We start from the raw sequence: 15,358 nt of genomic DNA on the forward strand, positions 1-15,358 counted from the left end.
ACTGCGGACCCCCCTGCCCATGTGCGCGGACCTCACAGCCCGCGCGATCCGGACAACGCCCTGACCCGCCCTGACCCGCCCCGCCCCGGGTCGACGCCCCACCCCGCGTCGACACCCCGCCCCGAAATACACCGATGCCCGCCACCACTGTCGGTGACGGGCATCTGCTACAGGCGTGAGTCCGGGCGCTACCGAGGCGCCGCCGGACTCACTTACCGAGTTTGCGACGCTGCACGCGGGTCCGGCGGAGCATCTTGCGGTGCTTCTTCTTGGACATACGCTTGCGGCGCTTCTTGATCACAGAACCCATATCGGGGTCACCTACCTGTCGACTACTGGTCTGGGGCCTTACAGCCCGCGAAGGGCCTTGACTTGCGCTCCGGCGCCTGAGAGCGAGCTCGAAAGCCGGGACGGAACCCGTCCAGACTACCTCTCGCTCCCCGCGGCCACGAAAACGGGCCGGACACCGCCCCGCCGGGGCGGTTCAGTGCGTCAGCCCGCGGAGAAGTACGACGTGTCGAGGTACTCGTGCACGGCCTTGGAGTGGACCCGGAACGACCGCCCCACCCGCACGGCGGGCAGTTCGCCCGAGTGGACGAGCCTGTAGACCGTCATCTTGGACACGCGCATCAGCGCGGCGACCTCGGCCACGGTGAGGAACTGCGAGCCCCCCGCCGCCTGTGCGCCGCTATCGGTCTTGTCGGTAGTCGCCATCGTCACAACCCTTCGTGGCACGCGTCGTGCCGCAGGCTTCCCCTCCTGCGGTACGGACACGCACGTGCTGGGTATGAGCCTAGCGTGAATGGTGTGATCAATGCGACGGGAGTGGGCGAATTACATCGACGACACGCCGCCCGATCCGCGCCTCACCCGCCCTGAACTGGGCTTGTGCTACATAAGCGACCCGCCGGGTGGGTCACATCTCACCCGGCGGGCCGGTTCGGTACGCGCACACCCGGCCCGTTCGGTCGCCTCGGCGACGGGCCCGGGTGGCGGGGTCAGTCGATCTCGTCGTCGTCGTCGCCATCGGTGGAGGCCAGTGCCAACGCCCGCGACCGCGACGCCGCCGCCTCGACCGCGTCCGCCACCGCCGAGCGCAGTCCCCCGGCCTCCAGCCTGCGGATCGCCGCGGCGGTGGTGCCGCCCGGGGAGCTGACGTTGTAGCGCAGTTCGGCGGGTCCCTCGCCGCCGCCGGTGAGCATCGCGCCCGCGCCGAGCGCCGTGCCGGCCGCCAGCTTCAGCGCCACGTCGCGCGGCAGCCCGCGCTCCACGCCGGCGTCGACCATCGCCTCCGCCATGAGGAAGAAGTAGGCGGGGCCGGACCCGGACACCGCGGTCACCGCGTCCATCTGGGCCTCGGTGACGACGACGACGAGGCCCACGCTCTCCATGATCGTGGACACCTGCTCGAGATGCTCATCGCGCGCATAGCGGCCCTTGCAGAGCGCGGAGACGCCGTGCCCGACGAGCATCGCCGTGTTGGGCATGACCCGCACGACCGGCGAGCCGGCGCTGAGCTTGTTCTCCAGCACGGTCGTCGGCACGCCGGCCGCGAGCGAGACCACGATCGACTCGTGGACGCTGTCGGAGATGGCGTCGCCGATGCGGCCGACCACCGCCGGCACGTCCTGGGGCTTGACGGCAACCACGATCACGTCGGCGCCCTCGCAGCCGATGTCGAGGCTGGTGGACAGGATGTTGTATTTCTTGGCCAACTGCTCGGCGCGGGCCTCCACGGCCTCGATCACCACGATGTCCGACGGCTCGGTCCCGGCCTCACGGAGTCCCGCGATGAGGGCCTCGCCGATGCGTCCGCCACCGACCACTGCGATTCTCGTCATGCCCTTTACAGTGCCACACGCGTGCGCGGCCGGCCGCCGGCCGCGGGGGACGGGGCTGCCCGCCGGCCGCGGTCGAACGGGGCCGCCCGCTCGCGCCACCCATCGAATCGCGCCCGCCGCCACCGCCGCCTATTCGATGTCGCTCCACCTATCGCATCCGGTGGGTGGAGCGACATCGGATGGGCGGCGGGAGGGATTCGGTTGCCCGTCGCCGGTTCCCGCTCGCGCACCGCGGCTGAAACGGCCCCGCCCGCACCTGGAGCAGGCGCGGGCGGGGTGCGGGTCGTGGCCGGGATGCGGCTAGGAGACGAGTCTGAGCAGGAGTGGCCCGCACGTCACGCCCAGGCCGACGATCACCGCGAGGGCGATGCTGACGGAGTCGTTGCTCCTGCGCAGGACGCGGACCATGGCCACCAGTCCGACGATCACGACGATCGCCAGCGCAAAGGCCACCCACGGCAGGTCGCGCCAGAGCAATTGGAAGCCGATGAACAGTGCCGCGCCCGCGACCGCGGAGGCGAGCACCTGCGCGACGAGGATCAGCCACTGCGACGCCGGCGACCGCTCGGGCTCGGCTCCGCCGGGGGCGTCGTCGATGTCACGGTACTGCGAGCTGTCCGGCTCCGCCGGGGTCTGCTGCGACGCGGGCGCGGGGGTCGGAGCGTCGGCCCGGTCGGCGCCGGGTTGGTCTGTGCTCGTCCGGTCGGCGACGGGGGCGTCGGCCCCGGGCCGGGCGACCGGCTGCTGGTCCGCTGTCGTTGCGCCGGCCTTCGTCGCCTCGGTCTGCGCCGCGTCGGTCTGCGCCGCGCCGGACTTCGTCTCGTCGAGCTTCGGCCGCTCGGTTCCGGTGCCCGCGCCGGCCACTGCCGCGGCCATTCCCGCGACTCCCGCACCTCCGGCGGCGGCAGCGGTCGCCGCACCCAGGGCACCCCCGCGCGTGGCGGAGTCGGAATCGTCGGACTGCTCGGCGGTCGCCTCGGGGGCGCGGCGGGCGGTCGAGCCACTGCCCGACGGCACACCCCATGCGGAGGCATCGGCCCCTGCGGCGGGCTTGTCTGCGGCGGCGGGCTTGTCGGCCGCCGGAGCGGCGGGGGTCCCGGCGGACTTCTCGGTGACGCGCTTGTCTGCTGTGACGGCCGTGTCGGTGGCCCCGGAAGCCTTGCCGACCTCGGCAGAACCGGAGGTCGCGGCAGACTTGTCGGTACCGGACTTGCCGGTGGCGGGCTTGGCGGTGGCGGGCTTGTCGGTGCCGGGCTTGACCGCCGGGGCGGTGGACGAGGCCGGCGCGGCCTTGTCTGCCGTTCCGGCCGCTGCGGACGGAGCTGACTTGTCGCCCGAGCCCGGGGCTGCGGTGCCGGCGACACCGGCAGCAGCAGCGCCCGCAACACCTGCGGCCGCGGCGCCGGCGGGCCCCACGCCCCCACGATCAGCGGGCGTCGGGCGGGTGGCGGGAGCGTCGGACCCCGACTGCTCCGCATCCTTGCGCTTGCGGCCGAACAGCCCGCGCAGACCGCCCTTCTTTCCCTGCTGGCCGGCGTCATCGGAGGCGGAGCGCGACGGGGCGGGCGCGGACGGAGTCGCCGACGTCGGGGCCTGCTGCGGTGAGGCGGCCGGCATCCGCGTGGTGGCCTGCTGCGAAGCCGGCGGTGTGGTTGCCGACGGCGGGGTGGACGGCGTCGTGGTGGCCGTCGACGAGGCCGGCGGCGTGGTGGTGCCCGATGGCGTGGTGGCCTTCGCCGCGGACGACTTCTCGGCCGACCCGGCCGGCGTGGACGCGGGCGCCCCTGCCTCCGGGGCCCGCCGCCGTCCCGAGGGCCGCGGGGTCTGCGGGGCCTCAGAGGTGGACGACCTCGTCGTCGTCCCCGGGGTCTCCCCGGCGCCCGTCGGGGCACCACCGTCGGCACCCGACTCCGCGTCCCGCTCGGCGTCGCCACCGGCGGCCGCGGCCTCTTCGGCCTCCCGCGCCCGACGCCGCGCCGCGCGACCACCGAGCACGGTGTCGTCGGTGATCTTGGGGATCTCACCGGTGAGCTCGGAGACGCTGAGTCCGCCGCCCTCGTCGGCCCGGCGACGCCGACGCCCGGCCGGGGCGTCCTGCTGCTCCGCGCCCATGCGCTTGAGCAACTCCGCCACGGTGATCTGCTGACCGTCTGAATCCTCGGCCATCGTCAGCTCCCCTTCCCGTCGCCGCCCACGTCCCGGTCGAGACGCTGCAGGATGAGCCCCTCTCGCAGAGCCCACGGACAGATTTTCACACTTTCCAGACCCAACGCACGCATGGACGCCTCCGCCACCAGCGCTCCCGCCACCACCTGATGCGAGCGGTCGGAGCTGATGCCCTCCAACTCTGCCCTGTCGGCGGCCGTCATGCGGGAGATAAACGCGATCACCTGCCGCAGACCGGCGGCCGTGAGGACCCGCTCCACGCGCGGGCCCTCCGACGACGGCGCCGCACCCGTGAGCCGGGCCAACATACGGAACGTCTTGGAGGTGGCGCACGCGAGGTCGGGCTCACCGGCCGCCCGGAGTTCCCGGGCCGGCCCGTCGAGCTCGGCGTCGATGTAGTCACGCAGCTGGTTGATGCGCTTGCGCTCCGGCGGGTCGGTCTTGAACCAGTCGTGGGTGAGCCGGCCGGCGCCCAGCTGCAGACTGAACGCCTGCTCGGGCAGCTCGTCCTCCCCGTGGGTCATTTCCAACGACCCACCACCGATGTCGAGGTTGATGATCCGCCCCGCGCTCCAGCCGTACCACCGACGCGCGGCGAGGAACGTCATGCGCGCCTCGTCCTCACCGGAGAGCACCCGCAGCTCGATGCCGGTCTCCTTCTCCACCTTGGCCAACACGTCGTCCGAGTTGGCCGCGTCGCGCACGGCGGAGGTGGCCAACGCCATGACCTCGCGGCACTTGGTGGCCTCGGCGAGCTCGGCGGCCTCGTTGACCGCGTCGATGAGCCGGGCGATGCCGGTCTTGGAGATGTTGTTGTCGTCGTCCAGGTACTCGATCAGGCGTAGCCGGGTCTTGGAATCGTTCATGGGCGTGGGATGACCACCCCGGTGGGCATCGACCACCACGAAGTGGACCGTGTTACTTCCCACGTCCAGGACACCTAATCTCACACGACCACCCTAAACGGTCTACGGTCGCAGGTTGTGACCGCCACCGAACGCCCCCCGACCCCGGGCGCCCCTCAGCCCGAGGTCCCCCTCGACTTCCCGCGGGAGTGGTACACGTTCCCCGACCCCGCGAATGACGAACATCTGATCTCCGCCGACATGACCTGGCTGCTGTCGTCGTGGACGTGCGTCTTCGGCACGCCCGCCTGCCACGGCATCGACCGCGACCAGCCCGACTCCGGCTGCTGCACGCACGGCGCCTTCCTCTCCGACGACTCCGACCGGCAACGGCTCGAGGCCAACGTCGCCCTGCTGCGTCCGGAGGAATGGCAGCACCGCGAGGCCGCCCACGCCGCCGCGACGGCGGAGGGGGCCGCGCAGGAGGCGTGGCTGGAGGAGGACGAACTGACCGGCGACGACGGCGAGATGGAGCCCGCTCTCAGGACGCGCCGCCTGGGCGGGAGGTGCGTATTCTTCAACGACGTCGGATGGCCGACCGGGTCGGGCTGCGCCCTGCACCACTTGGCCGGGCGGACGGGGCGGAGCCTGCCCGAGTCCAAGCCGGACGTGTGTTGGCAGCTGCCGATCCACGTGACCCGCGAATGGGAGACCCGTCCCGACGAGGTGGAAATCCTCCACACCCGCGTCGGCGAGTACGACCGCCGCGGCTGGGGCCCGGGCGGGCTGGACCTCGACTGGTACTGCACAGGCTCGCCCGAGGCTCACGTCGGCGTCGACCCCGTCTACATCTCCCTGCACGACGAACTCGTCGAGCTCCTGGGCGCGCAGTGCTACGAGGTGCTCGCCGCGGCGTGCCGGCGTCGGCGGCAGCTCGGGATCGTGGCCGTGCACCCGGCGACCGAGCGGGCGCAGACCGAACGAGCCAGCGAGACCTGACCGGGAAAGTCCGGAATCCAGCGGGGGCGGATGCTCCTATGGATGTCAAGCGGCTTTGGCGAGGTCGGCGGTGGTCGGTGCTTTGGTGGCGGGGTCGCGAGCCTGCAGGTCGTTGATCAGGGCATGGTAGATCTCGCGCGCGATGTGGCGTTTGAGGCAGCGCATGATGTCTTTCTTGGACAGGCCTTGCGCGGTTCGTCGGTGAACGTATGAGCGGGTGCGTTCGTCCCATCGCATGCGGCTCAGTGCGATGGTATGCAGGGCGTGGTTCGCGGCCCGGTCGCCACCGCGGTTGAGTCGGTGTCGGTCTCGTCGTCCTGAAGAGGCAGGGATCGGGGCCACGCCGCACAGGTGCGCGAACGCCGCTTCGGAGCGCAGCCTGTCTGGGTTGTCGCCCGCGGTGGCCAGAAGCTGCCCGGCGACGTCAGGTCCCACGCCCATGCGGTTCATCAGGGTCGGAGCCGTCTGCGCGGTCAGGGCTTTTAGCTCGACGTCGAGGTCGGCGATCTCCTCACTCAGTGCCAGGATCCGGCGGCTCAGAATGCGTAGTGCCGCCTTGGTCGCGCCGAGGGGACTAGCGAGGTCGCTGGGACGGAACCGGGCGCAGACTGCGGCCAGCTCGCGGGCGGGCAGGCCACGCAACTGGGCTCGCAATTCCTCCGGAGCGGTGATCACCAGCTGCCTGGCCTGGTTGATCGCTTGGGTGCGGGCCTTGACCGCGGAGCGCCGAGGCACACGCAAGGCCCGGACGGCCTCCACGATCCCGTCGCGGGTCTTCGGCACGCCAGTGGCACGCCCGGAGGCGACCGCGGTAGCAGCGGCATAGGCGTCTATCGGGTCGGACTTGCCCTTCATCCGCCGGGTCTTGCGGTCGGGTCGGTCGACTTCGACCACCGGTAGTCCGGCCCGGGCCAGCACCCGAGACAGCTCGGCGCCGTAGGCTCCGGTGCCCTCGACCCCAACGGCCTGCACGGTGCCGTGGCCGCCGAGCCATGAAAGTAGCTGCCGGTACCCGGAACCCGTGGCCGGGAACTCTCGGTCGGCCAGATGCCGCCCGAGGGAGTCGATCACCGCCGCGTGATGGGTCTGGCCATGCGTATCCACTCCGGCGATGACATGCACGTGCTGATCGGACATCATGGTCACTGCTGCCTTTCTCGTTGATCCCGGTGGGGCAGCACGCGCCGGCCAGGCGGGCGGACAAGACAGTGGCGGGGCTTCTGAACCAAGCTCCTATGAGGTCACAAACGCCCGTCCGGTCGCGTGCGTAGCGATCCCCCGAGCGGGCCGACAAATCCGCTTCTAGTCAGCCACCGCGACGGTCAGCCCGTGAGTCAGACCCGCCCGAAGAACCACTACACACATCATCACTGTCAGCCCTCGAACTTGTAGCCCAGCCCGCGGACGGTCACCAGGTGCACCGGCTTGCCGGGATCGGACTCGATCTTCGAGCGCAGACGCTTGACGTGGACGTCGAGGGTCTTGGTGTCGCCGACGTAGTCCGACCCCCACACCCGGTCGATGAGCTGTCCGCGCGTGAGGACCCGGCCCGAGTTGCGCAGCAGGTACTCCAGCAGGTCGAACTCCTTGAGCGGCAGCGTGACGGCCGTGCCGCGGACCAGCACCGTGTGCCGCTCGATGTCCATCCGCACCGGCCCCGACTCCAGGACGCCGATGTCGCTGACCGGCTCCGCCTCGGCCTCGGCGCCGCGGCGCAGCACCGCCCGGATGCGGGCGATGAGTTCGCGGGCCGAGTACGGCTTGGTCACGTAGTCGTCGGCGCCCAGCTCCAGGCCGACGACCTTGTCGATCTCACTGTCGCGGGCGGTCACCATGATCACCGGGACGGTCGACGTCGTCCGCAGTCGCTTGCACACATCGGTGCCGGACATCCCGGGGAGCATGAGGTCCAGCAGCACGATGTCCGCGCCCTCGGACTCGAAGTTCTCCAGCGCGGTCGGGCCGTCCCCCGCGACGGTGACCTCGAAGCCTTCCTTGCGGAGCAGGAACGCCAGCGGATCCGCCAGCGAGTCCTCGTCCTCCACGATCAGCACCCTGGTCACGGCACCTGGTCCTCTCCTTGGTCGGCGTGCTCAGCGCCGGGGGTCCCCCCGGCGCCACCCGGCTCCACATGAGCCGGAAGTTCGAGTGTGAAGGTCGACCCCGTACCGGGGCGGCTCCACAGGCTGACGGCGCCGTTGTGGTTCTGGGCGACGTGCTTGACGATCGCCAGACCCAGCCCGGTCCCGCCGGTGGCGCGGGAACGGGCCTTGTCGACGCGGAAGAACCGCTCGAAGACGCGGGCCTGGTGCTCCGGGGCGATGCCGATCCCGCGGTCGGTGACCCGCAGCGTCACGGTGTCCCCGGTCGCGGACCGGGTGATCGACACCGGGGTGTGGTCGGGCGAGTAGTTGATGGCGTTCGAGATGAGGTTCGACACCGCCGTGACCAGGAGGGTCCAGTCCCCCTTGACCTCGAGCCCGGACGGCGCATCAGTGATGAATTCGATCCCGGCCGCCTCCGCCGCCGACGCCGACCGACGCAGGGCCTCGGCCACCACGTCGTCCACGTCCACCGGTTCCGGGTCGCGGATCCGCTCGGCGCCCTGCAGGCGCGAGAGTTCGATGAGCTCGGAGACCATCTTGCCGAGCCGCTGGGCCTCGCTCACCACGCGTCCGCCGAAGTACTCGACCGACTCCGGGTCGTCCTTGGACTCCAGCAGCGCCTCGGCGAGCACCGCCATCGCCCCGACCGGGGTTTTGAGCTCGTGCGACACGTTGGCGACGAAGTCGCGGCGGGCCGCCTCCATACGACGGTGCTCGGAGTCGTCGTCGGCGAAGACCACGACGAACTGCTCACCGTTGCCCTCGAGGATCTCCCCGCGCCCGCTCACCGACGGGATGCGGCGGCGGCCGGGGGCCATCTTGGCGGGCAGGTCGAACCGGGTGGGGTGGCCGTCCGTGAACGTCGACCGGGCAGCGCGCCAGACCGGCTCCACCAGCAGGCGGTCATCGACGATCCCCAACTCCGCTGCACGACGGTTGTAGAGGACCACGTCCTGGTGGCGATCCACGACCGCCAGTGCGTACGGCGCCTGCTGATAGACGCCCCGCAGGACATCCAGCCGGCTGGGCCCGGCCTGCTCCGCGCGCCGACGCTCACCGCGTCGGTGGATCAGTGGGACGACGAAGCCGCCCACGATGAAGCCGATGATCCCGGCGACGATCGCGAGGAAGATCCCCAGACTGACCTGCACGACCCCGATCCTACGGTGTGGCGTTCCGGCGCCCGAATCGCCAAACCCCCGGCCACCTGCGCGAAGTTCGCAGGCTGCCGGGGGTTCGCGACCCGTTCACCGGGCCTTCACCTACTACTTGCCGCCCTGGTTGGCCACGGCGGCCGCACCCGCGGCGGCGGCCTCCGGATCGAGGTAGGTGCCGCCCGGGTTGGCGACCAGCCCGGTCTCGTCGAAGTGGTAGACCAGCGGGATCCCGGTGGGGATGTTCAGGCCGGCAATATCCTCGTCGGAGATGCCGTCGAGGTGCTTGACCAGGGCGCGCAGCGAGTTGCCGTGCGCGGCCACCATCGCGGTCTTGCCCTCCGCGAGCTTGGGGGCGATCTCGGCGACGTAGTACGGGATGAACCGGTCCACGACGTCCTTGAGGCACTCGGTCAACGGCACCTCCGGCAGGTCCGCGTAGCGCACGTCGGAGGTCTGCGAATACTCGCCCGCCGGGTCGATCGGCGGCGGCGGGGTGTCGTAGCTGCGGCGCCACAACATGAACTGCTCGTCGCCGAACTGGTCCTTGATCTCCGCCTTGTTCAGGCCCTGGAGCTTGCCGTAGTGACGCTCGTTGAGCTTCCAGTGCCGGATCACCGGGACCCAGTGGCGGTCACAGGCGTCCAGCGCGATGTTCGCGGTGGTGATCGCGCGACGCAGCAGCGAGGTGTACAGGATGTCCGGCAGGATCCCGGCCTCGGCGAGGAGCTTTCCGCCGCGGACCGCCTCCTCCCGACCGAGATCGGTGAGGTCGACATCGACCCAGCCCGTGAACTGGTTGGATGCGTTCCACGTGGACTGCCCGTGACGCAGGAGGACGAGTGTTCCGTAAGCCATACGGCCATTATGACCCGCGCTCCGAGGACTACGGTGCAGACATGACCGCACACGCCGGAGACACCCCCGAATCGACCGGGCGGCCGTGGACCGTCCACTACACGCCGGGGACCACGCAGGATCTCGACTACGGCACCACCACGCTGATCGACCAGTTCGACGACGCCGTGAGCTCCTACTCGTCCCGGCCCGCCACCGAGTTCTTCGGCCGCCTGACCACCTACGCCGACCTGGGCAGGCGGGTGCGCCGCGCCGCCGAGGGCCTGCGGCGCCTGGGCGTCGACCGCGGCGACCGCGTCGCCGTGCTGCTGCCCAACTGTCCCCAGGGCGTCGCGGTCTTCTATGCGGCCCTGCGCATCGGTGCGATCGTCGTGGAGCACAACCCCCTGTACACCGCCGACGAGCTCGAGGGCCCCTTCGCCGACCACGGGGCGAAGGTGGTCGTGACCTGGAACGTCGTCGCGCCCGTGGTGCGGGACCTCGCCGACCGGCCCGGCACCGCGATCGAGCACATCATCTCGGTCGACCTGCTCGACGAGCTCCCCGCCGCCAAGAGGCTGGCGCTCAAGCACCTGCCGGTGCCGTCACTGCGCGCCTCCCGGGACAAGCTCTCCCGGCCGGCACCCGGCACGCTGGACTGGGCGGACCTCGAGACGGGCGCCGAGCTGGATTTCTCGTACCCGCGGCCGGCGGCCGAGGATCCCGCGTTGATCCTCTACACCTCCGGCACCACCGGCACCCCGAAGGGCGCCGTGCTCACCCACGCCAACCTGGTGGCCAACGCGAAGATGGGTCGCGCCTGGGTTCCCGAACTCACGCCGGGCGAGGAGAAGTTCCTCGCCTCCCTGCCGATGTTCCACGCCTACGGCGTCACGCTGTGCGTGGTGTTCGGGATCGCCGAGGGCGCGCGGCTCCAACTGGTCCCGACCCCCGACATGGACCTCATCATGCCGATCCTGAAGAAGGAGCTGCCGACCTTCATCCCGGCCGTCCCGCCGATCTACACCAAGATCCTGGAGGAGGCCGAAAAGCGGAAGATCCCGCTGCACGGCATCCGGCACTCGCTGTCCGGCGCCATGAGCCTGCCCGCCGAGCTCATCGAGAGGTGGGAGTCCGCCACCGGCGGCCTCCTGGTCGAGGGATACGGGATGACCGAGACCTCCCCCATCACCGTCGGCAACCCCATGTCGACGGCGAGGCGGGCCGGCTCCATCGGCGTCCCGTTCCCGGACACCGATATCCGTGTCGCGGACAAGGACGACCCCTCGGTCGACGCACCGGCCGGCGAGCCCGGTGAACTGTTGGTTAAAGGACCGCAGGTGTTCCCGGGCTACTGGCGCAACGAGAAGGCCACCGCCGAGACCTTCCACGACGGTTGGATCCGCACCGGCGACGTCGTGGTCCAGGACGGCGACGGCTTCCTGCACGTGGTGGACCGGATCAAGGAGATGATCGTCACCGGCGGGTTCAACGTCTACCCGTCGGAGGTCGAGGCGGTGCTGCGCACGGCCCCGGGCGTCGCGGACTGTGCCGTGGTGGGCCGCCCGAGTTCCGACGGCGGAGAGAAGGTCATCGCCGCGGTCGTGCTGGAGCCCGGCGCTTCACTCGACCCCGACGCCCTGCGCGCGCACTGCAAGGGCTCGCTGGCCGGGTACAAGGTCCCGCGCGAGTTCGTCGAACTGGACGAACTGCCCACCAACCCGATGGGCAAGGTCCTGCGCAAGAAGGTCGCGCAGCAGATCAACGCCTGACCAGCGCGCTGTCCCGGCCCCGAGCTACTCGGGCTGGGGCAGGTCCTCGGTGAGGTGGCGGAACGCGTCGAGGTTGCGCAGCGGCTCGCCCCGGGACACGCGCCACTCCCACTCACGGCGGATCGAGGTGTGGAAGCCCAGCTCGATGAGGACGTTGAAATCGTGGTCGGCGGCCTCGAGCACCTGACCCAGCACGCGGTCGAGCTCCTCCTCGGTCACCGCGACCAGCGGCATCCGGCCGACGAGGTAGATGTCGCTGTTGTTGTCCAGCGTGTAGGCCACCTGGTAGAGCCGCCGGTTGCGCCGCAGCAGGTAGTTGTAGACCTTCTCGAAGTCCTCGTCGGGTCGGCGGCACACGAACGCCTCGATGCGCACGCTCTCCCGGTTCACCGTCAGGTGGCACGCGGTCTTCAGGCGCTTCTCCCCCGGCAGGATCACGACGAAGGTGCGTCCGTCGGCCAGCGTCGACTCGATCTCCCGCTCCACCAGGAAGTTGCGGATCCGCTCGACGGTCGGGGCGTCGACATCGTCCCGGTGCGGGGCCGGCCCGTCGTCGTCCATGCGCTTGCTCTCGGTGGGGTCGATCATCGTGACTCCTTCGGGGTGGTCGGCTGGGACTTCTCGTCGGCTGGGGCCTGTCGTCGGCAAAGACTTGTCGTCGGCCGGGCCAGGCGTCGGCCGGGCCTCGTAGGCGATTCGACGCGGCGGCTCCTGCGGACGGGAGATCAGGACGCGGTGGCCTCCGCACGTCGGGCCCGGTATGCGGCCATCGTGCCCGCATACGAGGACAGCAGCCCGTCGGCGGTGGAGTCCCAGGAAAACCCGGAGGCGTGTACCGGGGCGGCCCGCGACATCGACAGGCGCAGCTCGTCGTCGTCCAACAATCCCGACAACACGCGCGCCCACTCCCGCGGATCGTGCCCGTCGACGGTGATCCCGGTCCGGCCGTCGCCGACGGCCGTCGGCAACCCGCCCACCGCGGCCGCGACCACGGGGGTGCCGCACGCCTGCGCCTCGAGCGCCACCAACCCGAACGACTCCGAGTACGACGGCACCGCCACGATGTCGGCGGCGCGGTAGACGTCCACCAGCTCCGACGGCGGGCGCGGCGCCAGGAAGCACACGCGGTCGGCCACACCCAGCTCCTCGGCCAGCTCCATCAGCGAGCGCGGCCTTTCGAGCCCCGACCCGCTGGGCCCACCGACGACCATCAGACGCACATCGCGGCGGGGCTGGGCGCGCACCATCTCGGCCAGCGCCCGCACGATCACGTCGGGCGCCTTGAGCGGTTGGATCCGGCCGACGAAGGCGATCACCTCGGAATGCTGCCCCAGCCCGAGCGCGCGGCGGGCCCGCTCGGTCCCGCGTTGGGTGCCGGGGGTGTATTGCTCGAGGTCGGCGCCGGGCGGGACGACGTCGGCATGCGCGGGGTCGGCGTCGTAGTAGTCGACGAGTTCGCGCAGTTCGTCGGTGGTATTGGCGACGAGCCGGTCGGCGGCGTCCACGATCTGCTGTTCACCGATCCGCCGGGACTCGGGCTCGGGGGTGTCCCCCTCGGCGAGGACCGCGTTCTTCACCGCCGCCAGGGTGTGCGCGGTGTGCACCAGTGGCACCCCCCAGTGCTCGGACGCGACGAGCCCGGCCTGGCCCGAGAGCCAGTAGTGGGAGTGGATGAGGTCGTAGTGGCCCGGCGCCTGCCCGGCCTCCGCCCGCATCACGCCGGCGACGAACGGGCACAGCTGCGTGGGCAGGTCCTCCTTGCGCAGGCCCTCGAACGGTCCGGCCACGATGTTGCGGACCAGCACGCCGTCGCCCGCCTGCTCGACCGACGGCTGCGACGAGTGGGTGGCGCGGGTGAAGATCTCGACCTCCACCCCGCGGCGGGCCAGGCGGCGCGCGGTCTGCAGGACGTAGACGTTGAGCCCACCCGCGTCGCCCGTGCCCGGCTGGGCGAGCGGCGAGGTGTGGAAGGACAGGACCGCGATGCGCCGGGGCAGGGGGTGCGCGGCGCCGGGGTCGAGGTCGGTTACGGTCACCCGTCCGATTGTGCCCCCGCCCGCGCCGGGGTGCACGTCGCCCGTGCCCCCGCCCGCCCTGAGGTGACGACGACGAGGTGGGCTCCAGCGCGCCGGGCCCGCCCGCCACGAACGGCTACAGGGAGGCGGCGAACTCGTCGAGCTCGGCGAGGAAGCGCGGCGTCTCCTCGAGGAACGGCGCGTGCGCGGACTCGGCGAACTCGACGTAGCGGCCGCCGGGGATCATCTCGGCGTTCGCCTGCCCGGCCGACGGCAGCACCACCCCGTCGTGGGCGCCGTGGATGACCAGCGCGGGGATCGACAGGCCGCGCAGGGTGTCGTCGTTGTCCACCTTGCGGGTGAGCAGCGCCTGCCGGACCGTCGGCGGCGTGGCCAGCGACAGGCCCAGGATCCGCTGCCCGTCCGAGCCCGATCCCGAGCGCATCATGGCTGCTCCGAAGCTGGTGAACGCCGCCAGCGCGACCGACGGCTTCTCGTCGAACGCCCCGCCCGAGGTGACCTCCTTCATGGCCGGGCCGATCGCGCCGCCCGCCGAGCGGGAGAGGGAGGTGACCGCACCGCACAGCACGATCCCGCCGACCCGGCCCTCACCGCGGGCGGCCAGGTAGTCCGCGACCACGACCCCGCCGTAGGACCAACCCAGGAGGATCGCGCCCGAGCCCTCGGTGATCCCGGCGGAGTCGAGGACGGCCTCGACGTCGTCGGCCCACTGCGGTGCCGAGTCGTAGCCGCCGGCCGGGACGTCGGAGTGCCCGTGGCCGCGCAGGTCGATCGCCACCACGCGGAAACGCCGGGCCAGGTCGTTCAGCACGTCCTGCCCCCAGCTCGCGCTCGACTGCGCCCACCCGTGGATGAGCACGAGCGGCCGGGCGGCGGGGTCACCGAGCACGCGGTAGGCGATCGCGGTGCCGTCGGACGAAACGGCCGAGGCGAGGGCGGGCGCAGGGAGGGTGGGCGCGGGCGTCGAGGCGGCGGGGGCGTCGGTACGGGCGTCGGTTGGCGAGGCGGAGGGGGAGGCTGAGGTCATGAACCTCATGGTGCCAGAGCCGATCGCCGCGATCCGGCCCCCAGACCCCGCCCGCGGCGGTTACCGTTGCGCAATGGCAGCCACCAGCACCCGGACCGACCCCGATGTCGTGGTCCGCACGTTCTTCGACGCCCTGATGACCGGCTCCACCGCCTCCGCCGCGGACCTGCTCAGCGAGGACGTCTGGTGGGCCAACATCGGCCTGCCGACCATCCGGGGCAAGCGCGCGGTCGTCGGCGCGATCTCCTCGATGAACCGCAGCATCCGCTTCGGCGTGGAGATCCACCACCTCGCGGTGTCGGCGCCCGCGGACCCGACCGACCCGGCGGCCCCCGTCGTGGTGCTCACCGAGCGCACCGATTACCTGGGGGTGGGGCGGTTCCGCGTCGGCTTCTGGGTGTGCGGCCGCCTCGAGGTCCGCGATGGCCGGGTGTGCGGTTGGCAGGACTACTTCTCCAAGGCCGACATGGCCAAGGGCGCGGTGCGCGGACTCGTCGAAATGGTCACTGGTCGGGGTCGCTGACCTCGTCGTCGTCGTCCTCCCCCATCGACCGTGTCGGACCCGCCGCCTAGTCT

At 71.3% G+C, this 15,358-nt stretch carries 15 protein-coding genes; 3 read left to right on the forward strand and 12 right to left on the reverse strand.

Annotated features, from left to right (window positions below):
- Window positions 1-208 precede the first annotated feature (208 nt).
- The 5 genes from OVA21_RS12940 to OVA21_RS12960 form a co-directional block, all read right to left on the reverse strand.
- A complete protein-coding gene (locus OVA21_RS12940; protein ID WP_003855542.1) occupies window positions 209-310 on the reverse strand; it encodes a 30S ribosomal protein bS22 in 102 nt (33 codons plus the stop codon).
- 182 nt (window positions 311-492) lie between these two features.
- Window positions 493-714 (reverse strand): helix-turn-helix domain-containing protein, encoded by a 222-nt coding sequence (locus tag OVA21_RS12945; protein ID WP_067718677.1) that lies wholly within the window; start codon window positions 712-714, stop codon window positions 493-495.
- Between the two features lie 284 nt (window positions 715-998).
- Window positions 999-1,841, reverse strand: a complete 843-nt coding sequence (gene proC / locus OVA21_RS12950; protein ID WP_096906784.1) for a pyrroline-5-carboxylate reductase — start codon at window positions 1,839-1,841, stop codon at window positions 999-1,001.
- Window positions 1,842-2,141: 300 nt separating this feature from the next.
- Window positions 2,142-4,007 (reverse strand): hypothetical protein, encoded by a 1,866-nt coding sequence (locus OVA21_RS12955; protein ID WP_268092568.1) that lies wholly within the window; start codon window positions 4,005-4,007, stop codon window positions 2,142-2,144.
- Window positions 4,008-4,009: 2 nt separating this feature from the next.
- On the reverse strand, window positions 4,010-4,957 hold the full coding sequence (locus OVA21_RS12960; protein WP_172815755.1) for a Ppx/GppA phosphatase family protein: 948 nt from the start codon (window positions 4,955-4,957) through the stop codon (window positions 4,010-4,012).
- A gap of 33 nt (window positions 4,958-4,990) precedes the next feature.
- Here OVA21_RS12960 and OVA21_RS12965 point away from each other — a divergent pair, with 33 nt between their 5' ends.
- Entirely contained in the window at window positions 4,991-5,851 is an 861-nt protein-coding gene (locus tag OVA21_RS12965; RefSeq protein ID WP_159147904.1) for a hypothetical protein, read from the forward strand.
- Window positions 5,852-5,896: 45 nt separating this feature from the next.
- On the opposite strand, the gene OVA21_RS12970 is transcribed toward OVA21_RS12965, so the two are convergent.
- From OVA21_RS12970 to OVA21_RS12985, 4 genes are all read right to left on the reverse strand, one after another.
- Window positions 5,897-6,988 (reverse strand): IS110 family transposase, encoded by a 1,092-nt coding sequence (locus OVA21_RS12970; RefSeq protein ID WP_216824185.1) that lies wholly within the window; start codon window positions 6,986-6,988, stop codon window positions 5,897-5,899.
- Between the two features lie 236 nt (window positions 6,989-7,224).
- Window positions 7,225-7,914, reverse strand: coding sequence for a response regulator transcription factor (locus OVA21_RS12975; protein WP_067717069.1), 690 nt, complete (start codon window positions 7,912-7,914; stop codon window positions 7,225-7,227).
- The gene (locus OVA21_RS12980) at window positions 7,911-9,107 is read right to left on the reverse strand and encodes a sensor histidine kinase (RefSeq protein WP_120286049.1); all 1,197 of its coding nucleotides are present in this window, start codon (window positions 9,105-9,107) and stop codon (window positions 7,911-7,913) included. The genes OVA21_RS12975 and OVA21_RS12980 overlap by 4 nt, the downstream gene beginning before the upstream one ends.
- Before the next feature lie 114 nt (window positions 9,108-9,221).
- On the reverse strand, window positions 9,222-9,968 hold the full coding sequence (locus OVA21_RS12985; RefSeq protein ID WP_268092569.1) for a phosphoglyceromutase: 747 nt from the start codon (window positions 9,966-9,968) through the stop codon (window positions 9,222-9,224).
- A 41-nt stretch (window positions 9,969-10,009) separates the two neighbouring features.
- Here OVA21_RS12985 and OVA21_RS12990 point away from each other — a divergent pair, with 41 nt between their 5' ends.
- Window positions 10,010-11,719: a long-chain-fatty-acid--CoA ligase gene (locus OVA21_RS12990; RefSeq protein ID WP_268092570.1), complete on the forward strand. Its 1,710-nt coding sequence runs from the start codon at window positions 10,010-10,012 to the stop codon at window positions 11,717-11,719.
- 24 nt (window positions 11,720-11,743) lie between these two features.
- Here OVA21_RS12990 and OVA21_RS12995 read toward each other — a convergent pair whose 3' ends face one another.
- From OVA21_RS12995 to OVA21_RS13005, 3 genes are all read right to left on the reverse strand, one after another.
- A complete protein-coding gene (locus OVA21_RS12995) occupies window positions 11,744-12,307 on the reverse strand; it encodes a YbjN domain-containing protein (protein ID WP_069389592.1) in 564 nt (187 codons plus the stop codon).
- Window positions 12,308-12,444: 137 nt separating this feature from the next.
- A complete protein-coding gene (gene mshA, locus OVA21_RS13000) occupies window positions 12,445-13,755 on the reverse strand; it encodes a D-inositol-3-phosphate glycosyltransferase (protein ID WP_067717081.1) in 1,311 nt (436 codons plus the stop codon).
- Between the two features lie 115 nt (window positions 13,756-13,870).
- Entirely contained in the window at window positions 13,871-14,782 is a 912-nt protein-coding gene (locus OVA21_RS13005) for an alpha/beta fold hydrolase (RefSeq protein ID WP_082923954.1), read from the reverse strand.
- A gap of 73 nt (window positions 14,783-14,855) precedes the next feature.
- On the opposite strand from OVA21_RS13005, the gene OVA21_RS13010 reads away from it, so the two are divergent.
- A complete protein-coding gene (locus tag OVA21_RS13010; protein WP_067717084.1) occupies window positions 14,856-15,305 on the forward strand; it encodes a limonene-1,2-epoxide hydrolase family protein in 450 nt (149 codons plus the stop codon).
- The last annotated feature ends 53 nt before the right edge of the window (window positions 15,306-15,358 follow it).

The sequence above is a fragment of the Dietzia sp. SL131 genome, from assembly GCF_026672565.1.
GTDB classification, from domain to species: domain Bacteria; phylum Actinomycetota; class Actinomycetes; order Mycobacteriales; family Mycobacteriaceae; genus Dietzia; species Dietzia kunjamensis.